The following is a 24,333-nucleotide window of genomic DNA, read 5'->3' on the forward strand; positions in this document are numbered from 1 at the left end:
ATAGCCCATAACCAGTCGAGCGCTGGATAAGGAAGCGTCGATGCGGCATGCATCGGCGCGTAACCCAAAAACATCGACCGAGCATCATCCTTGCGGGATCGTCCCCAAGGAAAGGCGGAGCTTTCCCTTTAGCTAGATGGGAATCATGGACTGGGACAAATGACTGTGAATCAAGGCGCCCTCGTTGAAACGCTTATCCAACTTTCCGACTTCCGCCAATACGGTATGGCCGAATCATTGTTAGCCGCTTGCGAACGCGCACAACTGGAGCAGTTGCTGCTTATTTCAGACCGTGCATTCAACCAGCGCCTGGTTTATTCGCTGGAACGGCAGTTAAAGCGCAGCAGGGAAGCGACCTACAAACCGAGAGGTTCATTGCTCGCTGTGCTGGTGGGTATTTTCAACAGGTGGTGCAACGAAGGACATCGACCGGCTATTCGTTGCGTATCGGGCGAATTGAAAAGGGAATGTCTGGCGGCGCTTATGCGGTTGCCGGAACTGGACCGGGAGGTCTATTCCATGATGCGCGAATTCAGCCTGCCTGAAGAGTCAACTACATCGTGCGGCTGTTCATATTGAGAAAAATCGCCTTGACCTATTTATTTGCGTAATTGCCGTCGAAATAGGCGCAATAGGGATTGCTTTGCCATCGGCATTAAAAAACGGGGATGATCCCCGTTTTTTTATATTCATGGGACGCGGCAGCACGATTGAATCATGGCGCAAAAATCTCCTGAGAATTGTAGACATTCGAATGAATACAAGATGTGAAATTGCCGAGAAATACGGCTCGCGGCTGCATGTAGTGCGCGGTTGATCACATTATTATTTTATTACACTAATCATGACTTATTTGATTAAGTTGAAATCTCAATTATGTAATTGATATGGCATATTCAAGGACATTTTTACTTAATCGGGTCGTCATTGCACGAGCGTAGAAAAGATACGCCTCCAATCCCGGAGGTAAAGCGCAATGGGGATACATCATGAATCACGGACTCAACAAGGCTAAGCTGGCTATTGGAGCCCTCGCTTTGGCCATGGCAACCCTGTCCCACGCCAGCACCACGCTGGTTGGCGGTGGCGCGACGCTGCCGGCGATCGGTTACGTCGGTACGGGCGCTGAGACGAGTACTCAGGTCTTCCCGGCAGGTGCCGGTTCCTTGTTCGCTGTTTACAGTGCCCAGCGCGGCAATCCGACGGTGTCGTACTGCCAAACAGGTAGTGGCGCCGGCAAGAACATCCTCGCCAAGGTGGCGGGTACCAGCGTACAAACGGCTTGCGTCAAGAATGCTTCGGGTGTCTTTGTCGGCTTCGGCGCCAATGCCACCGGCGTGGGTCGCTCCGATCTGACGCAACCGAACTTCGCTGGCGCGGACTCGCCGCTGACCCAGACCGATTTCACCAACTACACGAGCAATCACACTTCCGGCTTTCTGCCCACAGAGTTTCCGGCCGTGGCCGGCGCGATTTCGATCGCGATGAACAAGACAACCACCAAAGGTTTCGTGTTGAACGACACGAACACCAACTTCAGCGACTCGCAGCTGTGCCTGATCTTCTCCGGACAAGCCACCGATTGGGGTGATTCCCGCCTGGTGTCGGCGTACACGCTGCAATCCGGCGATACGATTTCCGGTCCCATCGCTGTGCAGTATCGTTCCGATGGTAGCGGCACCACCTTTAGCTTCATGAACCATGAGTCGACGGTTTGCTCGGGTACGCCGGCCAAACATTTTGTGACCAATCAGGCTTTCACCAGTGCCGTGGCGCTTTACTTGCCGACCCTTCCCAGCAACTGGACCGGCTCTAGCGGCAACCCCGCGGTAACTCAGGCCATCAAGGCGACCGCCGGCAGCATCGGCTATGCCGAAATGGCCAATTCGAAGGCCCTGGGTATCGATTTCGCCAAGGTCAACGGCCAGGATCCGGAAGCGAATTTCGGCGGCACCAAGTTTGTGGTGAGCAGCAGCAACCTGGTTTACAACGAAGTGATCAATGGCGCCGACGCGAACACAGGTGTACCGGTACTCGCCGCCATCTCGCCCGCGCCGACCACCCAGTGTATCGCGCTGGTCGAACCGTCCTCCTACGCCAACCCGAGCAGCGGCTACCCGATCATGGCCGTCTCGTACCTGTTGGGCAACGCACAAGGTAACGGCACGGACCTCGCCAATACCAAGGCTTTGCTGGGCGCGCCGTACAACGCAACGATCACCGGCAGCTCGAGCCTGACTCAGTTCGGCACCGGCACCGGCCTGGAACTGCTGAACACTGGAACGACCATCACCACCACCACGATCAGCGGTTGCCTGGTCAACTAAGTTCTACGTTTGATCTGCAGGAAGCAGAAAAAGGAGGGGCTCAGTCCCCTCCTTTCTTTTTTAGCCGGTGCCAATTCGCTGCCGGATCCTGGCGATGCGCAATGACCGCTTTGGTCCGTGAATCAGAAGTTCTCGCGCACCAGTTCCAACACATCCCCGCCGCGTCCATGCAGAATGGCACGGGCCGAATAGAGTGCCATGCCGACAACGGGCTTGAGCTCAGTAAAGGGCGGCTTGACCAATTCCAGCGGGTTCACGTGGACATTGAGAAGCGCCGGTCCTGGTTGGGCTAGCCATTCTTGTACGGCTGCTTCGATCTCGGATGCCTTGCGAACCGTCTTGCCCCACAGGCCGATAGCTTCGGCGACCTTGCCAAAATCTGGGTTTTTCAAACGCGTGAAGGTATCGAGCATGCCTTCCGCTTTCTGTTCGATTTCGACGAACCCGAGCTTGCTGTTGTCGAAGACGACGATCTTGATCGGAATGTCTTCCTGGATAACGGTGAGCAGCTCACCGAACAGCATCGACAAACCACCGTCGCCACACATGGCGATCACCTGACGTTCTGGCGTTGCCTTCTTCAAACCCAACGCGCTGGAAAGTGCGGTGGCCATCGTTCCGTGCAGAAGGCTTCCGAAGATCCGACGCCTGCCGTTCGCGGTGATGTGGCGGATCGCCCATACGATCGGCGTGCCGTCATCGCCGGCGATCAGTGCATCGTCATCAGCGTATCGGTTGATCACGGAAGTCAGGTATGAGCCGGGAATAGTGTCGTCATGGCCTGGGACCAGATGACTTTTCCATGAGGCCATGGCGTCGGTGTAGCGCCGAACGTATTCCTCCTGGAACGATGCGTCGTCGTTTTGCTCCAGGCTGGGAAGAAGTGCGCGCAGCGTAGGTTTGATATCGCCGACCGCGCCGAATGCAATGTGGTGTCGGCGACCCAAGTGAGTAGGGTCGATGTCGATCTGCACGATCTTGGCTTTGTCGGGATAGAACTGGCGCCACGCGAAGTCTGCGCCAAGCAATAGCAGCGTGTCGCAATCGAGGATGGCGTTGTAGCCGGCCTCGCTGCCGAGAATGCCGGTCATGCCGACGTTGAAAGGGTTGTCGTGTTCTAGAAAACTCTTGGCGCGCGAAGTGTGTGCGACCGGCGCCTTGAGCACTTCTGCCACCGCCTTGATTTCGTCCAATGCATGCTCGCAGCCGGAACCTGCGTAGATGGTGATCTTCTTGCCGGCGTTGAGAATCTTGGCGATCTCGTCGATCTCTTCGCTGTTCGGGGTGATCGTGGGCTTGCTGTGGTGAACGCGGTAGGGGAAATCCTCATGCACTTCGCCGTGGGAGATATCGACCGGCACGATCAGCACGGCGACGCCTTGTTTGGCCAAGGCGGCCTGGCAGGCCATCACGGCTTTCTTCCTGGCCTGGTCGGGTGTGATGATCATGTCGCAAAACACCGAGCATTCCTTGAAGACCGTTTTGAAATCGACCTCCTGAATAAACTCGAATCCCATGTCGTTCATCATCACCTGGCTGGCGATGAGGACGACGGGCGAGCGATTGCGGTTGGCCTCATACAGCCCGTTGATGAAGTGCAGGCTGCCGGGACCGCAACTGCCAGCACAGGCCGTCAGATTGTTGGTGAGCAGCGCCTCGGCACCCGCAGCAAAGGCACCGGCTTCCTCATGCCGGACATGCACCCAGTCGATCGAACTGCGCTCCAGATGCTCCGCGAACAAATTGAGCGTGTCGCCCACGATGCCGTAGCAACGCTTTACGCCAGCCTGTTCGAGAACCTCAACGAGGATTTCTGCAACTTTCTTACTCATGATTTGCTCCGCATGGTGAATGGGTGGGGACCCCGTTGAATGATCGGCCGGTGCTAGTGGGAGGAGGGGCGTCGCCCGATGGCAAGTTCCAGCGCAGCATGCGCAATGCCTACGCTTGCGTCGGCGTCTTCTTGACCGGCTTCGGCTTGGGCAAGCACGGCTTCGTTGCTCGTCAGATCGGTGATGCTGGCGAGGCCTCGCCGATACGAATCGAGTGCGGCTTGATAGGCGAGTTCGGAGGCATGCGTATAGGCGAGCGCCTGGTTGCGATTGTCCAGACTCGTCCTCAGGTTGTTATAGGCCTGCACCACTTGCTGGGAAGCTGTGTTCTTGGTCTCGGCCAAGCTATCTTCGGCGGCCGTCTTTTGGGAAATCGCCAGCGAGACGTTGGTAGCGCGTGCGCCGCCATCGAACAGCGGCAAGTCGAACGACACGAATAGCGCATTGCCGGTGCGATCAATGGAGGAATAGGGGCTTCCGTCGCTGCTGATCTTGCCGATGTTCTGGAACACCTGTGCCGAAAGACTAATCGTAGGTCGATAAGCTGCGCGCGCCGTGTCGATCTTGGCGTCGGACGCAGCCACTTTGTCCGTGGCGGCCAGTACGTCCGGACGGGATTGCAGGGCCTCGTCGATCAATTCCCGGAGCGGTGCGAGCGTTTCCGTCGCCGGTGCATCTGCGGGAGGAGCGATTTGAAAATGCGTTTCAGGCGGTAACCCGATCGTCGCAATCAGCGACGCAAATGCGGTGTCCGCTGTGCCAGTGGCTTTTGTCAGCGCTAGCTGCATCGCCGCCGTCTGACGTTGCGCTTCGGCAAGCTGCACAACGGTGGCACGGCCGTGTTTTTTCTGGTCGGCGACGGCCTGTTCGGTCAATCGCGCCGCCTCCAGCGCCTTTATGGCGGCACGCACTTGGCCCCGGGAAGATGTCGCTTCGAAATATGCTTCCGACACCTCGAACACCAGTGTTTCTTGCGCGCCAAGCAAGCCCGATTGGGCGGCAGCAGCGTTGTGCCTGGCCTCCTGGACCTGTCCCTTGCGGCGGCCGAAGTCGAACAGCAACCATTTCAATTCCAGGCTGGGAAAAACTTCCCGGGTGGAGGAAATAAAATAGCCCTTGGACGAGACGGTGGGCGGGATTGCCAGCGGCGTGCGCTGGATGCCTCCCAGTGCTTTGGCATCGAGCTGTGGCGAGTATTGGCTCTTCGCGAGCTGGACAGCCAGGTTGGCTTGCACCGCCTCCTGTTCGACTTCCCGCGTCTTGGGATTGATATCCAGCGCGATAGTCAGAAGTTCCGGTAGCGCGTATACGCGGTCCTCGAGCACCGGTGCGTCGGTGTGGTCGGCGATGGTGGCTGCATCGTGAGGTGAAGACGGCGTGCCGGCCCACGACGTCGATTGAGCGTTCGCTACGCCAACGCGTGCGAATAGCGCCGCCGCGAGCAAGAACGCAAAACATGTAGCGAGAGGCGATTCAGATCGCGCGCGATGCATGATCGATCTCCTCGCTGAGGTGCTTACGAGCCTGGTTCAGAAGCGTGGACGACATGGGGTCAATGCCCGCATCGGATGTATCGGTGTGTGTGCCTTTCGAAAGCGCTATCAGGCGCTGCGACGCGAGTTCGTCCGCCGCCTCATCGGGTGGAAGCGAAGCGGCGCTCTTCTTGAGCCGACGCACGACAAAGACAGCCGACGCGAGTTGTTCAACGTGGCGTGCTTCGGGGGACAGGCGATCGGCCTGGCGCCACTCGAACAAGGCCCGTGTTTTTAAATCGGATGCTTCGGCGGTCTTCTTGCAAATCTCTGCTTTCATCGAATTAATAGCGGCTTCGTCCTTGGTGACGAGCAGTTCACCGAGTTGTCCGATGACCGACGCCCACTTGTCACGCGCCTGGTCCAATGCGCTGACCGGCCAGAGCGTCGTGAAGAAAATCGTGATCCAGACGTTGCCGATGATGATCCCGACCACGCGGTCCCGTAGCACGGTCAGGTCATCGGCGGGGCCGTAGCCCTGCAGCACACCCAGGAAGAAGGCAAAGGCTATCTGCATGCCTGCGTAGGCAATCGTTTCGCTGCTGGTCGAAATCCAGGCGCAGAAAGCCGATACCGCAGCGATGAGCAGACAAAGTTGACCGACATCGGTGAGAGCGGGCAGCACAAAGACGATGCAAAGCCCGGCGATCAGTCCACCAATGATCGCGCCGGAGAGTCGCAGAGTCAGCTTATGGACGCTTTCTCCAACGGTGGTCAGCGAGACGAAGAAACACGTCGTGACCGCGGTGCGAATGCCGGGCCAGTCGAGCAGCGTGTAGGTCGCATAGGATGCCACTACCGCACACATCACTTTGAATGCGAAACGCGCGTGCGCGCGGTTCTTTGGTGCGCCCGTCGCAGGTGATTTTTGTGGTTGGGACGAGGCGTTGTCAGGTACGGTCGCCGACGCTTTACCGGATGCTTCGTCAAGCAGTTCATCGACCGCGCTGCGCAGGGCGACCTGGGAGGGATCGGATTCTATCGGCACAGGTTCGACCTCACTGCTTACTGCATCGGCCACGACATCGCGGCGTTGTAAAAAAAGGCGTCGACTTTCTCGGAGCGAGTTGGCCAAAGAACGCCTTGAAGCAACCGGAACGCTCGATGGAAGGTATCGGGCGATCTGCAGCACCTCTAAAAGAATGGCGAGCAGGCGGTTGTCTTCCTGCGCAAACGCCTTGAGTCGCTTGTTCCACAAAAATGCCTTGTTTTTGAGCTCGCTCAGCGACAGCAGCTCAGCGCGCAATCGCGCAGGGTCGGCGGAGTAGGGGTTTTCGACATAGGTGGCAACGCCGTCCATAAGCTGTGCGGCCCGCTTTCGCGAGAGTGCAACAGGGCTTTCGCCGGCCAACAGATTGACGAGGACGGTGACGCCCACCGGCACGGCGACGATCACCCATAGCCACAGCACCATATGCGTTACGAATTCCGTCGTCGGCACATCGTCCAGCAATGTCTGCGACAACACCAAGACGAACCCGGCCAAAAAGGCGATCGGGCCCAAGGGACTGGTGCGTGCGAGATACGTTCCGGCCAGTGTGCTCACTGCCAACAGCGGAATTCTCAGCGCAGGTTCGGAAGCGTCGAACACATAAAACAACAAGGACACAGCGACGGCCAAGGTCACCGCGGCCAGTCCGCCCACCGAGGAAACCAGGGTGGAGGCGGCATCTTCATGGCTGACCAGGAAGACGAGATAGGCGGCGTACGCGGGCAATGGAATCTGAAACACCATCGCTATGGCGACGACGAGGGCCGTACACCCGGTAATGCGTGCGATCGTACGAATGCGGGTATCGGTCAGAGCAAGTTCGCGTTGCAGCAAGCCGGTCAATCCGCCCCTGTCCTGGAGTTCAATCGGTGCTTGCATGGCTCACCCGTACGGAAGCGGTTGCACCGATGCGCAAGAAGGGTTGCGATGGTTCATTCAAACGCACCCACACGGGAAAGCGCTGTGCGACCACCACCCAGTTCAAATTTCGATTCACCTCCGGAAGCCCTGGACCGGCAAGCCCTTCCGGCTGGACACCGGCACCCATGCTTTCCACCACACCGTGTAGCGGCTGATTCTCATGTCCCATCACCCAGATCGATGCGGTATCGCCGGCACGCAGCCCGCGTAGATCCGTTTCGCGAAAATTGGCGACGGCGTACCAACTGTTGTCGTCGATCAGCGTGAAGACGGGATGCCCGGCAACGGCAAACGATCCCAAGGCGAGGTTGAAACCCACCACCTTGCCGTCCACGGACGCGCGAATGACGGTCTCGCGAAGATCGCGAGCCGCCAAGGCTCGGGCCGCCAGTGCGCCCAGCAACTGTGCCTTCAGGCTCTCTACGTCGCCAATAGCTTCCTTGGCCTGCGCTGCCTGCTGAGTGGCTGCAGCCAACTGCGATGCCGCGGTGTGTTCGTTCGTGCGTGCCTCATCGATTTGCTGTGCGGTGACGAAGCCCTTGGGCAGCAGCGGCTCCATGCGTGCGAGCGTGTCATGCGCTAGCGCCAACTGCTGACGCGCACGGTCGACTTCGCGAGCGGCCGCTTCCGCGCCCGATCCCTGCGCGTTCACCTGCCGGCCGGTGAGGTCGATGTCCGCCTGCAAAGCTGCCACTTGAGCATTGGCTTGCTGCAGTTTCAGTTCGAACGGTTCGGGATCGATCTGCAGCAGTATGTCTCCCTTGTGAACGAACTGATCGTTGCGAATATCGATCGCCACGATTCGTCCGCTGACTTCCGGCGTGATGCCTGCGCTGTAGGCAAAGATGTAGGCATCATGTGTTCTTGGGCGTTTGTCCACGACGATCATCGAGACGACGATGAGCGCCAACGCCGAAGCGATGGAGACAATGGCAACGATACGGCCCAGCGCGGTTTTGGCATGCATGGATGAGGTCTCCATTCAGGCCAGCCACACAAGCCAGATCGCGAGCGTGGCTGCCGTCCACATGCACAGATATACGATCACCGGCACGGGCAGCGACGCATCCACGCCGGTTTTCACCAGCACGCCGCGGATCACGATAACGAAGACGATGCCAAGAAGCGCACACACCATCCATGTTGGAAAGTAGGAGCCGAGAATGTTTCGCGAGGGCGAGGCACTGCATGCAGCCATCGACATCGAAAGGGTCGACGTCAATGCCGCGCGAAGATAACCATGTCCATGTATCAGTCGATGTGAGTGCATCTGCGCAACCTTCTTTAGGTCAGGGCAATACGCGGAGGCGATCATCAAGCCGCTTCCACGCGTTTGTTGTTCGCTAGAGACTTTCGCCATGCGCCCGGCGCAACGCCCATCTTTTGCGTAAAGACACGGCTGAAATGGCTTTGATCGGAAAAGCCGGTGTTGAACGCGATGTCCGCCAGCGAGACATCGGGATCCGCCATGAGCTCGAGGGCCTGGTCGACGCGGTGGGATAGCAGCCACTGATGCGGTGACATGCCCGTGCTTTTCTTGAAGCCGCGCGCCAACGCGCCAGCCGACAGACCGCACGCTTCCGCCAATTCGTTGATGGAAATGCCTTCGAAAGTCCGCTCGCGCATCATCTGCGCCACAAGTCGTTGCTGCCATGGCGCCAGCGCGCCACGCACGACTTCGGGACGTTTTGAAGATCCACCATACGTGGATGCCATGTACGTACACAGGCCTTGCAGAAGATGATCGATGAGTGCCTGGTTCGTCGCGGAAGCCCTGTTGAAAATCGGCAGCAGCGTCTGGCCGATGCTGTTGACGATGGCATCCCGGAAACATTGGCCGGGCTGGAGCGCAAGATCGACAATATTCGTCTTTCCGAGATCCTCGCAGGCTTCGCCAATGGCCTGACGCGGCATGTAGAAGTACAGCGAATGCAATGGATCGCTTATGTATGCGATGGGGTCGCGTCGCAGGTCCAGTACATAGGTGGTGCCACCTTCATAAGAGGTAGAGCACACAGAGCGGCCGTCGCACCAAAGCTCATGGGTACTCTGATTACGCAGGTTGAGGCAGACCAGATAGGCATCGTCGCTTCCCATCGGGGAGGTCATGCCGCAGCCGGGCTGGTCGATCATAAGTTCCGTCACCGCAAGGCGTACACCGCGCCTCGTCTGGCTGTGGAGAACCGGGGGACTACTCAGATGAAACGAGTGGCCAAGCCGATCCCCAAATGCACCTTGATACATGAGCGCTTCTCCGAGCCTTGGGAGCGTCGAGCATCCTTGGTTGAATGTCGTCCTCGATGGAAAGTTACGCGCATGTGTCCTCGGCGAAAGCCTTCGTCAGGGTACAGTTGCTGACGCAAAGGGATACATCGAATCACCCGAAAGTGTAGATACACCCTTTGTGACATCCCTGTTTCACGACGCCTGTCTTGATTGACAGGCAACCGCACACTGAGCATGCGCGCTCATTTTATTTCTGTAACGTTGGTCCGCTTTGGGCAACGCCTGACTAACATGAGCTCTTATCCAATTTTGGATCGTGCAGACTAAAGCGCCCATCCCCCGCGTGGGGGACTGTGGCTCTCGGGTATTGGGGGTAAAAGCGCGAAGCGATACTCGGAGACGTCGCTTACGCCATGAGGCGCGCAAAGCTTGCTCGGAGGCGATGATCGGAGGGAAGGCTATCGAGCAAGCGTTGCGACTTCTCGTTGAACAGTTGCTGGTGGAGGGATGCGCCTGCGCTGTCGCCTTGCAGGCGATACAGTTGAGCGGCCGTGCGGTGAACGCGCCAATCGACTATCGGGGCACCCATCACATCGGCCATATGAAGTGCGTCGTTGATCAAACGTAATGCGTGTTCGAGATCGCCTTCTTCGATCGCGATGCGGCATCTCAACTCGCGCGCCAGCGTGCGCCACGTAACTTCGATAGTCCGATCGGACCGGTCGATCATGCGGTCGGCGTGCAAGCGCGCTAGCTCGATGTCGCCCGATTGCAACAGCGCATTGGCAAGCGACCATTCCAACAAGAACAGCCAATACCAGTCCGTGAGGGCCGGCTGCTCGAGCATGTCGCGTTCGAGCTGCTTCAGGGTGTCGATGCCGCCGTCGAGATTTCCGAGTCCTATCTCAGCCGCTCCCGCGAGCAACGTGCAATGCCGGATTTCGTTGGCAAGCACCAAGGTATAGAGCGCAGCCGGTTGATGGCCCGTTTTGTCTTTATAGAAACCCAGCTTGCTGCAAATGTCCTTGACGGCCTGGTAGTCCCCTGCGATCAGGTAAAGAAATCCGCGGAGCATCTCAAGGGTGCAAATGCTGTAGCGATTGGCATTGCCGACAAAGAGCGCTTCGCTTGCGTCGAACTCCTTCAGGGCGCGCCCCCACTCGCCGAGCAGAGTGTATGCCCATGGCCTTCCGAGGTGGGCCATCCAGATAGCGCGAAAGATATTGAACTCGGGTCGGTCTACCGCATGCCCTACGAGCATTTCCAGATTTGTGTCCACGGTTTCCAGGCACTCGCGGTATCGACTGGATATCAGGCAAACCATGCTGTATTCGATCAATCCCCAGGCCGTGATCTGACGATCCGAACCGTTCCGCAAGGGAATCAGGTTTTCTTCGCAAATCTTGGCCTGGTTGGGATCCCATCCAGCTATCCAGATCCGCCATATCGCGCTGCTCAGCCTGATCCGCGCCTTTAGCTGCGGCTCGGTCTGCGCATTGCTCAAGCGGGCGGCGTTTTCCAAATGCGGGATGCATGCAGTCGCGTCCCGCCAACTGAGGGTAAAGGCCAGGCCAAGTTCCGCGCGCGCCTGGATCTCCGAATAACGCAGCTGTTCGGACATCTGAACCAAATGGGTAAAGGCTTGCAGCGCCCGCGGATCATGGTTGGTCGCGTAGATGGATGCGCGATCCTCCAGCAGCACGGTTTGGGTAAGCTCGCGCTCCCCATTGGAAAGGTGGACGGCGATTGCATCGGCCTTGTCGAGAATGGCCAGCGCATCCTGATGCGCATAGCGGCGCTTGGCGGTCTGCAGGGCGATCTTCAGGTAGGTGAGTCCCTTGGACCATTCGCGGGCATTGGAAAACTGCTCGACAAGTTCAAACGCTGCATGCGCCCTCAACTCGCTGGGATACGACTTCTCCAATTCCTTGCCTATCAATGCGTGACTTTGCGCCAAACGAAGCGGACCCTGACGGTTTAGCAGCACTTCCCTAAGCAGGGCGTGGCTGAATCGATAAAGTCGAACGACCTGGCCGCCAGCCAGCGTATCCGTGCCGCAGCGATGAATGAACGTTCGGGTTCGGCTTAGCGCCTCGCATATCTCCTCGAACCTGCGCGCGCTGAGGCCTGCGGCTGTAGCAGGTACTACCGGGTTGAAGATTTGCCCTACGGCACTGGCTGCTTCCAGGGCGCGCTGGGTTTCATCATCGAGAGTACTAATTTTGGTCTCGACGACATGGTTGATCCTTTCCGGTATCTCGAGACTGATCTGGGAGAGCGGCACGTCGTTTTTCCATCGTCCCTGATCGACGGATGCCATGTGGATGTTTTGCAAATGATCCAGGATGGTGCCGAGAAAAAGCGGATTACCGCCGGAACAATGCAAAAGGAGTTGCACGAACGACCGACTTTCTTCCGAATCATCCGATTGGACATACTCCGCAATGTCCTGTTGGCTCAATCCAATCAAATCGACCGACTCGCATAGCTTGTGCAACAGCAATTCATTGACGAGCTGCCTGAGTGCCGTCCCGCGCACTGCACATTCATCCGAGCGGTAGGTGGCCAGCAGAAGCAGCTTGACGGACGACTTCCGCCTGGCAAACGCAGAAATGAGGTCGAGCGTGGAAAAATCGGCCCAGTGGAGGTCTTCCAGTAGCAGCACGAACACTTCATCTTCCGCGAGCACTTCTATGAGCTCGCAGAACTCGCCGAGCATGCGACTGCGGGCAGAGATGTGCGCCACTCGCTGCAACCGGGCCTGATGTTCACGGGACAGAAGGCCGGCTAATTGATTGCCCCACGAAGGCGCCACGGTGACCAAGGCATCCTGTACCTTGTTACCGTTTGCCCCCTTAATCAACCGAGATAGAACCTCGATGATGGGGTAGAAGGGTTCGGCGCCGCCGAAACCTTCGATACAACGACCGAACGACTGTGTCGTATGCTGGCTGGATACCTCCCTGCAAAACGTCTCGACCAATGCCGTCTTGCCAATGCCGGCGTCTCCGCGGACGAAGACGATCTTTGGCTGGCCGTTGCGCGCTTGAGCGAGTGCGTCGCGTAGAGCTTTCAACGGCGAAGCTCTGCCAATCAACAGCGGTGCGGAAGTGTGCGAAAGACGGTTGTCGGTTTTTTGGGCGGTCATGACGTCCGCAATGAAGCGGTACCCACGGCCTCGATGCGTTTCCAAATAACGCGGATGCTGGGCGTCGTCGTTCAGGGCGTTACGGATGGCCAGCACATGCCCTTTGAGTACTTCGGGTTGAACGGCCACGCCAGACCAAAGCGCTTCAAGAAGCTCTTCATGCGAGACGAGGCGCCCGGGGTGCTCGACCAGATACCGCAGCACGTCAAACGCCTTCGCGGTCATGGTGACGGGGGCAGGCTCGCCCTCATCGGAAACACGCCATAGGCGATGATTGACTGGATCGAGCCGAAAGGGTTTGAACTCCTTCATTCGATCACCGCTGCGTAAATATGAGTTTAGATGAGCCCCAATTCGGTCGCCCTGGATACAGCCTCGGCGCGGTTCTTGGAAGCCAGCTTGATGAAGATGTGCTTAGCATGCGATTTAACCGTTTCCGGCGTGATCTGAAGCTCGCGAGCGATGGATTTGTTCGACATACCCAGGCTCATCAAGCGTAGGATAATCGTCTCCCGCGTGCTTAGCGATTCTACCAGCCGATGATTCGTCCTGAATTTCTTCCGCGCTGATGGATGCACCGAAGGCGCCGTGAGCAACCGCCCGACGTAGGGTCCCAGATGGCCCAGGCTCTTGGCTTCAGGAGATCGCCAAAGCTGCTTGAGTGGTGTTTCGATCAGTGGCATCTCGTCGAGGAAGCTGCGAAACAATCCGACATTGGCGCCTTGGCGCAACGCGGCCAGCAACTCCTCATGCGCTCGCGTTACTTGGCCCAGCGAGCAAAGCGCACTCGACAGCAGAATCGTCAGCTTGACGACCAGGGCAGGGTGATTGCGATGCAGGGCGGCGTTGCGAAGATCGTCAAGTGACCGTGCTGTGCAGACGCTGGGTCCATTCGCCATCTGCAGGCGAAGGCTGGCTATTTGCAGCGGCCATGCGTCGACATGCTTCGGGCGGCCCTTCGTGTCGAGTTCACCAAGAAAGCTCCTTACCTGTTTCAATGCCAGTTCGGCAAGATCGGCGCGCTCCTCATGGATGCGCAAGGCGATTTCCTCCGCCTTGCAGTGAAGCACCAGGCGTGACCAGCGTCGTTGCACGCCTATTTCTTCGCCACGATGCAAGAGCAGCAGCGCAATGTTTTGATTTCCTCTTGCCGCTGCAATTTTGGCGGACAGGATATAGGCGATGAGTGCGCTCTCGATCGCGCCACTCTCTTCGATGGCCGTGAGGCGACCTCGCAACAGGGTATCCGCTTCGTCCACCGCTCCGGCCTCGTAGTGCAATTGAGCCAGCACGGCGGTGGGAAGCAGCGAAGCATACGCTTGCGACTCGATCGACGTATTGCACAGAGACAACGCGTCCGTGGCGAGGCGCTCGGCCAGTTTGAAGCGCAGTTGTTCGGCTTCTGCCGCCGCTTCGATGGAGAGGTTGACGGTCGTCATCAGCAAGGATGAGGCATGGCTGCGCGGCGTTTTCCCTCGCGACAATTCATAGAACGGCATAAAGTCGCGCGTACGCCAAAAGCAAAACTTCATGACCGCCCCCAGGGCCGATCGATACCGCGCTCCCGTTCCCCGCGCCAATACCGATCGCGCGCGAAACATCGCTTCATCGATGTCGTCCTCCCAGAGGCTTCCCATCGCCAGCAATGTCTCCACTTCATCGCAAGGGAAATCTTGGCGGAAATGATTCCTTTGCAGATAGGCGTGGCGCAGCATCACCGTGACGGCGACCACTTCGGTACCATTCATCGTGCTCACTGCACGCCAAGCCGAATCCAGTAGTTCCCTAAGCGTCTCGTCAGGTTCATCGAGATCGTGCCAGTCCTGCACCCATCCAAGATCGACAGGAGCGGTCGTGTTGTGCGCAATGGACAAGAGATTCATATATCCATCCTCCGGCCGTCGTGAAGAGCACTGAAGCGGGTCAAGGTTGCTTCAGTCACGTACGCTGTCGGGATGGCTCCCTGTACACGCCGCGTGCCAAAAGTACTCATCACCTAATTCAACCTAATTCACCCAGCAGACCGTCGATCTGCTCAACGTGTGATTCGTTCTTTTGGTAACGACATTAGGCGAGATGGCGCGCCCTGTCGTGAAATCCCGGTTTTGATTCGGTCTTCTTTCGGTTTTTTGGTGAATGATCCGAGAACTCTGAAAGGAAAAAACGCAAGATTAATGGTCATCGTTACTACTCCGATAATCCGTGCCCATAGAGGGGCGTTGGCCAAGAGCCACTGACGACATCACTATGCGGCCGCGAGGCAGCCGCAGTCGGTGCTCGGATTCCCTATCACCCTGGTTTCTGCGTGTTGCCGCATTCACTTCGCGGCTGCTCGCTACGTTTTTTGGGCGGCTCTAAGGGCGTGCGTCCATGAAGCCACGGCGGATCGCGATCATCACGGCATGCGTGCGATCCTCGGCGTCCAACTTGCCCATGATGCTTTTCATGCGGGCTTTGACGGTATCTTCCGAAATGCACAGCGCATGGGCGATATCGCGGTTGCTGTGTCCTTCGGAAACCAACTTCAATACACCGATTTCCCGTTCCGTAAGGCCTTCGTGCCCGGTATGGCTGGCGATCTCCTGGGCGACTTCAGGCGCTACCGTGTGCCGGCCGGAAAGCGCGCTGCGAACTGCCTTGATGATTTCATCGCGGCGTGCGGTCTTAAGGAGATAGGATGTTGCGCCAAGCGTGAAAGCACGCACCACGCGCGCATCACCGGGGAAGGTGGTGAGCACGATGATGATGGCATCGGGAAATTCACTGCGAATGGTCGTGATGGCTTGCAGGCCGTCGACGTCCGGCATTTGAAGATCGATCAACATGATGTCAGGCAAAAGTTTTTGGAATTGCTCGATCGCCTCTCTGCCATCGGCGGCCTCGCCGACCACTTCCATATCGGGCTCTTGCTCGATGACGGCGCGAAGGCCATCCCGCATCACCGGATGGTCATCTACGATAAGAATTCCATATCTTTCTTTCTTCTCGTTCAAACGGCTCACCTGAGGAAATTCCGCCTAAAACAAGAGAGTGGACGAAGTCGGGTCGCCTTCCAGATCGAAGGAGACTATGCGCTTGGCAGCCAGGGACTTCAATGCTCGAAAGGGTAATTCGGGGATTTCGCCGGCTGTGCGGTGTAGACAACGGCCGGATTTATCCGCGAAATGGACGCCGACGATGTAGTGCCGAAATGCACATACATGTGCAAAAAGATGCAAGACAAGCACTTGCCGCCCGGCGCAGTCTTACGTTCACCTACGTTTTAGGGGCACAACCATGACGATGAGAGGCAGCGTGGTGTCATGGTCATCGCGAAAGACCGGCGCGTCGTCCCTGAATCATCCGGTCGATATTGCCTTCGACTACATATCGCAGTTGGCGTTAGCCGTAGAGAGCGATCTCTCTCGCGTCGAAGAGTGGTACCGATCGGTGCACATCCTGGAGCTTGGAGGAATGACCGCACAGGAGCTTGTCGTACAAGGCAGCGCAGACCTGGTGATCGGCTTCCTGCGTTCCATCCGGCGCGGTGAGCGCGATTGAGAAAAGGTTCTCGCGTATGCGTAACGTAAATTCGTTCAAGGACATGGGCGCGAAGCTGGACGAGATTCACGCTGCGCGCGAGCAAATCGCCTTTGCGGCATTTTCCATGCTGGAAGAGCGCCTGAACAATTTCTCCAAGATGCTGATTATCGGCCTGGGCGACAGGACACGCGCCGTATGGTGGATGTGCATGCGGCACCGCAGCCTGGACGGAAGAAACGCCTATCAGGTCATTGCTGATGGTGAGGAAGACCGTCTGTGGGAACTGGTGGAAAATTTGTGCGGAGTGCCGGAATTCTGATCGGTGTTCGTAGCGCGGCGTACGTTTCCGGCTTTTGCCGTCACATTCGTCCAAGATCGATCGAACGACGAAGCCCATAGTCGCGTCGACCATGGTCCGCCACCCAAGTCGTTGAATGCTTCCGATAGTCATGAGACTGACTACCTTCTTGTCTGACATTCGTCGAGGAATGATCATATGAAAAGCAATTTCTTCGTTCCGCTTACGCCGCGCGGCCTCTCCAACATCTCGCCGCCGCCTCCTTGGCACTATGCGGGCGATTTTCTCGTCATCGATTTCTGGGCGCGCCCGGAGGCTGTTTCGTCCATTTTGCCTGCGGAACTACAGCCCGACGTCAAAGCCGAAGGCCATGCGCAGGCCTACTTCATCGATTGGCAGTTCACCGGCGGGCACGACGAATTGCTGGATCCAGCGCGATACCAGTACCGGGAATTCTTCGTACTCGTCGATGCCTTGTTCAATGGCAAGCCCGTTGCATTCTGCCCTTATATCTTCGTCGACAACGATGCAGCGATTGCGCGCGGTTGGGCGCAAGGTTTCCCCAAGCGCTACGGCACGGTTTTCCAGACCCGCCTGTTTGCCGCGAAAGGTCCCGCTTCTCCCCAGCTCGCGCCTGGAGGTCGATTCGGTGCGAGTGCCTCCGCAGCGGGGAAGCGAATTGCGCGTGGCACCGTCACTCTCGACAAGGCCGTGACGGATCCTGCTGCCCTTGGTTCGCGCCCCACCATCAATCTGCGCCACTTTCCGAGACTGGCTGCAGGGCAGTGGGAGCGTCCTGCCGTACATGAGCTGGTGGAGTCCGTCATGGACAACTTCAGCGTGGCCGATGCATGGATGGGGAAGGGCGAGCTGACTTTGCCCGAATGCGAGAACGAGGAGTTGTCGGAACTCGCGCCGGTGCGGTGCGGTAATGGTTATCGCATGTCGGTCTCGTATTCCGTGACCGATCTGAAGACGCTTGTCGATCATTCGGCAAAGTAGCATCCGGCATCATGGCAACGCGATCTGTCTACTGGGTAGCTCTGCGCGCTGTATTGCTGTTCGCTGCAGCGTTGTCCCTGGCACGCATCGTCGTGAGTATCCACGGAGACTACGCGCTTGCCAGCGCCTGGCTGATGCCGAGCATTGCCGGATCGGCCATGGCCGTGACCTGCTTTGCACTGCAATACCAGCGCATGATTCCCGGGCCGGTGGCGCGCTGGCGACCGCCAAGCTGGTTCGAAAATCCTTTGGCACCGCAGCAGCCGTTGCAATGGTGTCTGCTGATCGGCGAGGCGCTTATGTTGAGCGGCCTGGGATGCGCTTCCGTAGACATGCTGAGCATTCCCCGTCATTGCAGTTGGGAAATACCCGTTGCGGCCGGTATGGGGGTATGGCTTGGCACGTGCCTGTGCGGTGGATTGTGGATGCGTCGCTTGCATCATTGACGCACCAAGCGCGATCTCAATGGCGCTTGGTGCCGCTTACGTCCGTACCCTAGCGATCAACGCAACAGATTCACCTTAGCCAGGTCCACTAGCTGGCCACCGCGTCCATCGAGCACCGCCTTGATCATGAAGAGGCCGAACTTGTAGGCCTCGTCGAACGTCGTCTTGGGCGGCATGGCCAGTTCCTGCCTTGCACTGACCACGTCGACCAGGGCGGGGCCATCATGCGAAAACGCTTCGATCAGCGCAGCGCGAAGGTCTTCGGCGCGTTCCACGCGAATGCCTTTGACGCCCACGGCGCTGGCCATTTGCGCAAAGTTGGGATTGATCAGGTCGCAGCCCGAATCCAGGAATCCGTTGGCTTTCATCTCCATCTCGACGAAGCCCAGCGTACCGTTGTTAAGCAGGATGATCTTTACGGGCAGATCGAGCTGCGTCAGCGATAGAAAATCACCCATCATCATGGCAAAACCGCCGTCGCCGGACATGGAAATCACTTGGCGATCGGGGCAAGCGACCTGCGCGCCGATAGCGTGCAACATCGCGTTCGCCATGGATCCATGGTTGAACGAACCGACGATGCGGCGCTTGCCGTTGACCTTCAGATAACGCGCCGTCCACAAGATCGGTGTGCCCACGTCGCAGGTGAAGACGGCGTCTTCGGCCGCCAGCTCACTGACCAGCTTGGTCACGTACTGGGGATGAATGACGTCGCTGCCATGCCTCGGCTCGGCCAGTTCATCCAGCCCTTCGCGGGCTTTCTTGTAATGGGCGAGCGCAGCGTCGAGATGGCTGGTATCCGTCTTTTCGGGAATCGACGGCAACAGGATCTGCAGCGTTTCGCGCACGTCACCGATCAAGCCGAGGTCCAGCGGGCAGCGATTGCCAAGCGCCTCAGGACGAGCATCGATCTGGGCCACTTTTGCGTGTTGGGGAAAGAACTGGCGGTACGGAAAATCCGTGCCGAGCAAAAGCAGCGTGTCGCAATCTTTCATGGCGGCGTAGCCGGAAGAGAAGCCAACAAGCCCGGTCATGCCAACGTCGTAAGGATTGTCGTACTCCATGTATTCCTTGCCGCGCAGCGTGTGCACGATAGGCGCTTTTAGCCGGCGTGCCAGTTCCACGACCTCATCATGGGCACCGGCGCAGCCCGCACCGCAGAACATCGTGATTCGCGTGCCATCCTTGAGCAGATTGGTGAGCCGCTTCAGATCCTTCAAGGAAGGGTGGACGACGGGCTTCGACGGTATGACCCAGCGTGGTACTTCTGCGACGGCTTCTCTCAGCGAAACGTCCCCCGGGATGACCACGACAGCCACGCCGCGCCGTGCGACGGCTGCGCGCATGGCGCGACCCAGTACCTGCGGAAGCTGATTCGGGTTGGATACGAGCTCCACATAGTGGCTGCACTCCTTGAAAAGAATCTCCGGGTGCGTGGCCTGGAAGTAGTCGATGCCGATTTCGCTGCTGGGAATATGTGAGGCGATCGCCAGCACCGGCACGCCACTGCGATGGCAGTCGAACAAGCCGTTGATGAGATGAAGATTGCCTGGTCCGCAGCTGCCGGCGCAGACCGCAAGCTCGCCGGTCAGGTGTGCTTCGGCACCAGCGGCAAATGCTGCAGCTTCTTCGTGGCGCATGTGGAGCCACTCGATCGAGCTACGGCGAAAAGCATCGGTCAGACCATTCAGCGAATCGCCGACGACGCCGTAAACGTGTTTGACGCCTGCCAGTTCAAGAACTTTGGCGACGTATTCGGCAGAGGACATGGCCATGATGATCTCCCTGGAGATGGGTTGGGGCGCGATTTGCCGGACGCATGACAAATGGGCGACGCATGGCAAATCGACGACTAACTAAGCGTGGGAACGTCGGCGGGTAGTCATGACGTTAGCGCTATGGGGCGCCTTCGGCTTGTACATGTCTGACGGGCTATGGACGAAATCCATATCTCGCCGTCGATCGCTATTTCTTCGCGGAAAATCACGTGTCAGTTCGCAAACAAAAGCGTGCGGTGTCGTATCCGTTCCTTGTCGAACATTTTCGTCCAATAACACGTCGGCGCGTCTACGTATCGTTCATTCACGCATAACAACCACGTGAAATAGATGCGCGGAATGTATGTAGCCGCGTTTCGGAGATCGAGCATGCCGTTTCAACATTGGCGAAAACCAGCACTCGGAGCGAGCGTCGCTATCGCATGTGCATGGCTATCCGCCTGCAGCGAAGGTGTATTGGATCCCAAGGGGCCGGTCGGCGCGCAAGAAAAGCAGCTGCTCCTGGAAGCACTGATACCGATGCTGATGGTCATCACGCCCATCATCCTTCTTACGTTGTGGTTCGCATGGTGGTTTCGCGCTTCCAATGCACGCGCGAAATACCGGCCGCAGTGGGAGTACTCGGGCCATCTGGAATTCTCCATATGGATGATTCCGCTGCTGGTCATCCTGTTCCTTGGCAGCCTCGCCTGGGTGGGCGCGCACCAGCTCGATCCTTACCGGCCGCTCGTGTCGAAGCGGAAACCCGTGACGGTCGAGGTTGTCGCGATGGATTGGCGCTGGTTGTTCATCTATCCCGACCAGGGCGTCGCCAGCGTCAACGAATTGGCGATTCCGGTCGGTACGCCGATTTCCCTCCATCTCACCTCCGCAACGGTCATGAACTCGTTCTTCGTCCCATCGCTTGGTGGACAGATTTACGCAATGCCCGGCATGCAGACGACGTTGTCACTGTTGGCCGACGAGCCGGGCAGCTACCGCGGGCTGTCTGCGCAGTTCAGCGGAGACGGATTCTCCGATATGCACTTTCAGGTGCTGGCAACTGACGACAAGGCCTTCAACGCGTGGGTCGATCATGCCAAGGCCGAGGGTGTGCGCTTGGATGATGTCGCCTACAACCAACTCGTCGCCAAGCAAGCCACCGGAGGCGTCGTTTACTACTCCCCGGTCACGCAAGAACTGTTTGCCCATGCGATGGAGAGCGCAACCAGGCGATCGGTTACTGCAGAAGTCCCATCGCCTGCTTCTTCCAGCGTAACGCTTACTGCAGCAGCCAAGGAGCACTGACATGTTTGGGAAACTGACGCTGCAGGCCATTCCGTTCGATCAGCCGATCATCATGGGCACCTGCATGGTGATCATCATCGGCATCCTGGCGATCCTTGGCCTGATCACATACAAACGCAAATGGACATGGCTGTGGACCGAGTGGTTGACCACCGTCGACCACAAGCGCATCGGCATCATGTACACCTTGCTGGCGATGGTGATGCTGCTTCGCGGCTTCAGTGACGCGATCATGATGCGCTCTCAGCAGGCTTTGGCGAGCGGCAACGCACATGGCTTTCTTCCGCCCGAGCATTACGACCAGATTTTCTCCGCGCACGGCACGATCATGATCTTCTTCATGGCCATGCCATTCGTGGTCGGCCTGATGAACTTCGTCGTGCCCTTGCAAATCGGCGCGCGGGACGTCGCTTTTCCGGTGCTCAACTCGGTCAGTTTCTGGCTGACCGCCGCGGGTGCGCTGCTCATCAATATCTCGTTGGGAGTAGGCGAGTTTGCCCGTACCGGATGGCTGGCTTATCCGCCACTGTCGGAGCTGCCCTTCAGTCCAGGCGTCGGTGTCGATTACTACTTGTGGTCGCTGCAGATTTCCGGTGTCGGTACCTTGCTGTCCGGCGTGAATCTTGTCACCACCATATTGAAACTGCGGGCACCCGGCATGACGTTGTCCAAGATGCCGGTTTTTTCGTGGACGGCGCTTGCAGCAAACATGCTGATCGTCGCGGCTTTTCCCGTGCTGACGGCGACATTCGCCATGCTGCTGCTGGACCGGTACCTGGGGATGCACTTCTTCACCAACGACGGTGGCGGCAATCCCATGATGTACATCAACCTCATCTGGTCATGGGGACATCCTGAGGTTTACATCCTGATCCTGCCTGCGTTCGGCATCTTTTCCGAAGTCATCGCTACGTTCTCGCGCAAGCCATTGTTCGGTTACCGGTCCATGGTGGTCGCGACGATGGCGATTACGCTGCTGGCGTTTACGACATGGCTGCATCATTTCTTCACCATGGGCTCCGGAGCCGACGTCAACGGTTTCTTCGGCGTTACCACGATGGTGATCGCGATACCTACGGGCGTGAAGATCTTCAATTGGTTGTTCACCATGTATGGCGGCCGCGTCCGTTTCACTTCGCCGGTCCTATGGACCATCGGCTTCATGGTGACTTTCACCATCGGCGGCATGACCGGCGTGCTGATGGCGGTGCCACCGGCCGACTTCGTGTTGCACAACAGTCTGTTTCTCATCGCGCACTTCCACAACGTCATCATCGGTGGCGTGGTTTTCGGTTGCTTTGCAGGGCTGACTTACTGGTTCCCCAAGGCTTTTGGATTCCGGTTGCACGAAGGGCTGGGTAAAGCAGCCTTCTGGTTCTGGTTCGTGGGCTTCTACTTGGCCTTCATGCCGCTTTACGTGCTGGGCTTCATGGGTATGACGCGCCGCATGAACCACTACGACGACCCGGCGTGGCTGCCTTACCTGCTGGTGGCTGAATGTGGCGCGGTGTGCATTCTGGTAGGGATTCTGCTGCAGGTCGCGCAGTTGGTCTGGAGCATCCGCAAACGCGACCAACTTAGCGTGGATGCCCGTGATCCGTGGGATGCGCGCACGCTGGAGTGGTCCACGACATCGCCGCCACCGGCCTACAACTTCGCGCTGCTCCCGAAGGTAGAAGGGCTGGATGCGTACTGGGAGGCCAAGCAGGGTGTGAATGCGCCGATGCATAAAAATTACGAGCCCATCGACATACCCAAGAACTCAGGGCTTGGTTTCTTCACGAGCTTTCTTGCCGTCGTCGGAGGGTTCGGGATGATCTGGCACATCGTGTGGATGGGCGTGCTCGCGCTGTTCGCGTTCCTCGTACTGCTGGCGTGGTGGTCGTGGGATGAGCACGACGAATACGAGCTGAAGCCGTCGGACATCGCCCGCCTCGAGCGTGCAAGCTTGCTAACCAGCTAAATCAAGATATCAGGAGAGTACCCAATGTCAGTGGAAGCGGTCACGGTAGATGCCTATCCGGAAGAGGGCGCCGTACTACCAACGCGCCAGCACGTTACCGGTTTCGGTTTCTATGTCTACCTGCTTAGCGATGGAATACTGTTCGCCGCGCTGTTTGCCGCCTTTGCGGTGCTTCATGGCGCTACCGACGGTGGACCGGACAGCCATGCGCTCTTCAGCGCGCGAAACGCCTTCATTGAAACGGCTTGCCTGCTGACCAGCAGCTTCACCTGCGGTATTGCCATGCTGGCATGCGATCGCCGCAACCGTTTCGTGACGCTGGTTGGCTTCCTGCTGACCGGCGTGCTGGGGGCGATGTTTCTTACGCTGGAAGTGCGGGAATTTTCCGACCTGATCGCTAGAGGGGCAGGGCCCGACCGTAGTGCCTTTCTATCGTCATTCTTCACGCTGGTGAGTACACACGGCATCCATGTCACCTGCGGGCTGCTATGGCTGACCGTGCTGCTTGTCCAGTTTCTCGGACGCGGCTTCACGCCGGCCATCACCCGACGCTTTCTGTGCTTCAGCCTGTTCTGGCACGTGCTCGATATCGTGTGGATCGCGCTCTTCACTTTTGTGTACCTGATTGGAGGCTACCTATGACGAACCAGTTACATGACACGCAACGCCTGAATCGAAGGACGCCAGGTCTCGAAACGCATGGCAGTCACGGCACGTGGCGTGGTTATGTCGTCGGCTATGTATTGGCCATCGGCTTGACCATTGCGGCCTTCGCCATTGCGCCGGTGAAGAATATGGCGCCTTTCAGCATCGAGGCGGCGTTAGTGGTACTCGCTATTGCGCAGATGATCGTGCACCTTATTTTCTTTCTGCACATCAACACGGCGCCCGAGCAGAAAACGAATGTCCTTGCGTTGGCCGCCACCATGCTGATCATCGCCATCGTCGTGGTAGGTTCCTTGTGGATCATGTCGCACCTGACTGCCAACATGGTGCCGATGGATCACCTGATGAACATGCAGCGCTGAACGTCAATGGCGATCCCCGCGGTCGCCGAGCC

The 24,333-nt window shown here is 58.0% G+C and carries 20 protein-coding genes; 10 read left to right on the forward strand and 10 right to left on the reverse strand.

Going from position 1 to position 24,333, the window contains the following annotated elements; translation table 11 throughout:
* Nucleotides 1-159: 159 nt before the first annotated feature.
* Together QQL64_RS04825 and QQL64_RS04830 are read left to right on the forward strand one after the other, a co-directional pair.
* Nucleotides 160-579, forward strand: coding sequence for a hypothetical protein (locus tag QQL64_RS04825; protein ID WP_284396446.1), 420 nt, complete (start codon nt 160-162; stop codon nt 577-579).
* Between the two features lie 410 nt (nt 580-989).
* On the forward strand, nt 990-2,327 hold the full coding sequence (locus QQL64_RS04830) for a substrate-binding domain-containing protein (protein WP_284396448.1): 1,338 nt from the start codon (nt 990-992) through the stop codon (nt 2,325-2,327).
* Between the two features lie 122 nt (nt 2,328-2,449).
* Here QQL64_RS04830 and QQL64_RS04835 read toward each other — a convergent pair whose 3' ends face one another.
* From QQL64_RS04835 to QQL64_RS04875, 9 genes are all read right to left on the reverse strand, one after another.
* Nucleotides 2,450-4,159, reverse strand: coding sequence for a thiamine pyrophosphate-dependent enzyme (locus tag QQL64_RS04835; RefSeq protein ID WP_284396450.1), 1,710 nt, complete (start codon nt 4,157-4,159; stop codon nt 2,450-2,452).
* A 53-nt stretch (nt 4,160-4,212) separates the two neighbouring features.
* The gene (locus tag QQL64_RS04840; RefSeq protein ID WP_284396454.1) at nt 4,213-5,652 is read right to left on the reverse strand and encodes a TolC family protein; all 1,440 of its coding nucleotides are present in this window, start codon (nt 5,650-5,652) and stop codon (nt 4,213-4,215) included.
* Nucleotides 5,633-7,561, reverse strand: a complete 1,929-nt coding sequence (locus QQL64_RS04845; RefSeq protein ID WP_284396456.1) for an FUSC family protein — start codon at nt 7,559-7,561, stop codon at nt 5,633-5,635. Before QQL64_RS04845 ends, QQL64_RS04840 begins: the two co-directional genes overlap by 20 nt.
* Nucleotides 7,545-8,570 carry an HlyD family efflux transporter periplasmic adaptor subunit gene (locus QQL64_RS04850; protein ID WP_284396457.1) on the reverse strand — a complete coding sequence of 342 codons (1,026 nt, stop codon included), beginning with the start codon at nt 8,568-8,570 and terminating at the stop codon, nt 7,545-7,547. Before QQL64_RS04850 ends, QQL64_RS04845 begins: the two co-directional genes overlap by 17 nt.
* Before the next feature lie 15 nt (nt 8,571-8,585).
* Nucleotides 8,586-8,873 carry a YtcA family lipoprotein gene (locus tag QQL64_RS04855; protein WP_284396459.1) on the reverse strand — a complete coding sequence of 96 codons (288 nt, stop codon included), beginning with the start codon at nt 8,871-8,873 and terminating at the stop codon, nt 8,586-8,588.
* Between the two features lie 44 nt (nt 8,874-8,917).
* Entirely contained in the window at nt 8,918-9,736 is an 819-nt protein-coding gene (locus QQL64_RS04860; protein WP_284396461.1) for a helix-turn-helix domain-containing protein, read from the reverse strand.
* Nucleotides 9,737-10,235: 499 nt separating this feature from the next.
* Nucleotides 10,236-13,289, reverse strand: coding sequence for an ATP-binding protein (locus QQL64_RS04865; RefSeq protein WP_284396465.1), 3,054 nt, complete (start codon nt 13,287-13,289; stop codon nt 10,236-10,238).
* A gap of 26 nt (nt 13,290-13,315) precedes the next feature.
* A complete protein-coding gene (locus tag QQL64_RS04870; RefSeq protein ID WP_284396467.1) occupies nt 13,316-14,692 on the reverse strand; it encodes a LuxR C-terminal-related transcriptional regulator in 1,377 nt (458 codons plus the stop codon).
* A 639-nt stretch (nt 14,693-15,331) separates the two neighbouring features.
* A complete protein-coding gene (locus tag QQL64_RS04875) occupies nt 15,332-15,943 on the reverse strand; it encodes a response regulator transcription factor (protein ID WP_284399643.1) in 612 nt (203 codons plus the stop codon).
* Between the two features lie 310 nt (nt 15,944-16,253).
* Here QQL64_RS04875 and QQL64_RS04880 point away from each other — a divergent pair, with 310 nt between their 5' ends.
* The 4 genes from QQL64_RS04880 to QQL64_RS04895 all read left to right on the forward strand — a co-directional run bounded on the left by QQL64_RS04880 (nt 16,254) and on the right by QQL64_RS04895 (nt 18,245).
* The gene (locus QQL64_RS04880) at nt 16,254-16,517 is read left to right on the forward strand and encodes a hypothetical protein (protein WP_284396469.1); all 264 of its coding nucleotides are present in this window, start codon (nt 16,254-16,256) and stop codon (nt 16,515-16,517) included.
* A gap of 16 nt (nt 16,518-16,533) precedes the next feature.
* Nucleotides 16,534-16,818, forward strand: a complete 285-nt coding sequence (locus tag QQL64_RS04885) for a hypothetical protein (protein WP_284396471.1) — start codon at nt 16,534-16,536, stop codon at nt 16,816-16,818.
* Nucleotides 16,819-16,995: 177 nt separating this feature from the next.
* Nucleotides 16,996-17,799, forward strand: a complete 804-nt coding sequence (locus QQL64_RS04890) for an acetoacetate decarboxylase family protein (protein ID WP_284396473.1) — start codon at nt 16,996-16,998, stop codon at nt 17,797-17,799.
* A gap of 11 nt (nt 17,800-17,810) precedes the next feature.
* Nucleotides 17,811-18,245, forward strand: coding sequence for a hypothetical protein (locus QQL64_RS04895; RefSeq protein ID WP_284396475.1), 435 nt, complete (start codon nt 17,811-17,813; stop codon nt 18,243-18,245).
* 56 nt (nt 18,246-18,301) lie between these two features.
* On the opposite strand, the gene poxB is transcribed toward QQL64_RS04895, so the two are convergent.
* Complete coding sequence (gene poxB / locus QQL64_RS04900) at nt 18,302-20,020, reverse strand: ubiquinone-dependent pyruvate dehydrogenase (RefSeq protein ID WP_284396477.1); 1,719 nt, start codon at nt 20,018-20,020, stop codon at nt 18,302-18,304.
* Between the two features lie 372 nt (nt 20,021-20,392).
* Between poxB and cyoA the strand changes: the two genes are divergently transcribed.
* Genes cyoA through cyoD form a run of 4 tightly spaced genes read left to right on the forward strand, consistent with a single transcriptional unit; the run spans nt 20,393 to nt 24,301 of the window.
* Nucleotides 20,393-21,310 carry a ubiquinol oxidase subunit II gene (gene cyoA, locus QQL64_RS04905; protein WP_284396479.1) on the forward strand — a complete coding sequence of 306 codons (918 nt, stop codon included), beginning with the start codon at nt 20,393-20,395 and terminating at the stop codon, nt 21,308-21,310.
* A gap of 1 nt (nt 21,311) precedes the next feature.
* Entirely contained in the window at nt 21,312-23,273 is a 1,962-nt protein-coding gene (gene cyoB / locus QQL64_RS04910; protein WP_284396481.1) for a cytochrome o ubiquinol oxidase subunit I, read from the forward strand.
* A 24-nt stretch (nt 23,274-23,297) separates the two neighbouring features.
* Entirely contained in the window at nt 23,298-23,915 is a 618-nt protein-coding gene (gene cyoC, locus QQL64_RS04915; protein ID WP_284396482.1) for a cytochrome o ubiquinol oxidase subunit III, read from the forward strand.
* Nucleotides 23,912-24,301, forward strand: coding sequence for a cytochrome o ubiquinol oxidase subunit IV (gene cyoD / locus QQL64_RS04920; RefSeq protein ID WP_284396484.1), 390 nt, complete (start codon nt 23,912-23,914; stop codon nt 24,299-24,301). The genes cyoC and cyoD overlap by 4 nt, the downstream gene beginning before the upstream one ends.
* The last annotated feature ends 32 nt before the right edge of the window (nt 24,302-24,333 follow it).

It is taken from the genome of Dyella lipolytica, from assembly GCF_030160075.1.
GTDB lineage: Bacteria > Pseudomonadota > Gammaproteobacteria > Xanthomonadales > Rhodanobacteraceae > Dyella_B > Dyella_B lipolytica.

Coding starts and splice junctions, on each gene's coding strand:
- QQL64_RS04880 (WP_284396469.1), top strand. CDS start 16,254: ATGACGATGAGAGGCAGCGTGGTGTCATGGTCATCGCGAAAGACCGGC.
- QQL64_RS04835 (WP_284396450.1), bottom strand. CDS start 4,159: ATGAGTAAGAAAGTTGCAGAAATCCTCGTTGAGGTTCTCGAACAGGCT.
- poxB (WP_284396477.1), bottom strand. CDS start 20,020: ATGGCCATGTCCTCTGCCGAATACGTCGCCAAAGTTCTTGAACTGGCA.
- QQL64_RS04860 (WP_284396461.1), bottom strand. CDS start 9,736: ATGATCGACCAGCCCGGCTGCGGCATGACCTCCCCGATGGGAAGCGAC.
- cyoC (WP_284396482.1), top strand. CDS start 23,298: ATGTCAGTGGAAGCGGTCACGGTAGATGCCTATCCGGAAGAGGGCGCC.
- QQL64_RS04830 (WP_284396448.1), top strand. CDS start 990: ATGAATCACGGACTCAACAAGGCTAAGCTGGCTATTGGAGCCCTCGCT.
- QQL64_RS04840 (WP_284396454.1), bottom strand. CDS start 5,652: ATGCATCGCGCGCGATCTGAATCGCCTCTCGCTACATGTTTTGCGTTC.
- QQL64_RS04845 (WP_284396456.1), bottom strand. CDS start 7,561: ATGCAAGCACCGATTGAACTCCAGGACAGGGGCGGATTGACCGGCTTG.
- QQL64_RS04890 (WP_284396473.1), top strand. CDS start 16,996: ATGAAAAGCAATTTCTTCGTTCCGCTTACGCCGCGCGGCCTCTCCAAC.
- cyoD (WP_284396484.1), top strand. CDS start 23,912: ATGACGAACCAGTTACATGACACGCAACGCCTGAATCGAAGGACGCCA.
- QQL64_RS04895 (WP_284396475.1), top strand. CDS start 17,811: ATGGCAACGCGATCTGTCTACTGGGTAGCTCTGCGCGCTGTATTGCTG.
- QQL64_RS04825 (WP_284396446.1), top strand. CDS start 160: ATGACTGTGAATCAAGGCGCCCTCGTTGAAACGCTTATCCAACTTTCC.
- cyoB (WP_284396481.1), top strand. CDS start 21,312: ATGTTTGGGAAACTGACGCTGCAGGCCATTCCGTTCGATCAGCCGATC.
- cyoA (WP_284396479.1), top strand. CDS start 20,393: ATGCCGTTTCAACATTGGCGAAAACCAGCACTCGGAGCGAGCGTCGCT.
- QQL64_RS04850 (WP_284396457.1), bottom strand. CDS start 8,570: ATGCATGCCAAAACCGCGCTGGGCCGTATCGTTGCCATTGTCTCCATC.
- QQL64_RS04870 (WP_284396467.1), bottom strand. CDS start 14,692: ATGCTGCGCCACGCCTATCTGCAAAGGAATCATTTCCGCCAAGATTTC.
- QQL64_RS04855 (WP_284396459.1), bottom strand. CDS start 8,873: ATGCACTCACATCGACTGATACATGGACATGGTTATCTTCGCGCGGCA.
- QQL64_RS04865 (WP_284396465.1), bottom strand. CDS start 13,289: ATGAAGGAGTTCAAACCCTTTCGGCTCGATCCAGTCAATCATCGCCTA.
- QQL64_RS04885 (WP_284396471.1), top strand. CDS start 16,534: ATGCGTAACGTAAATTCGTTCAAGGACATGGGCGCGAAGCTGGACGAG.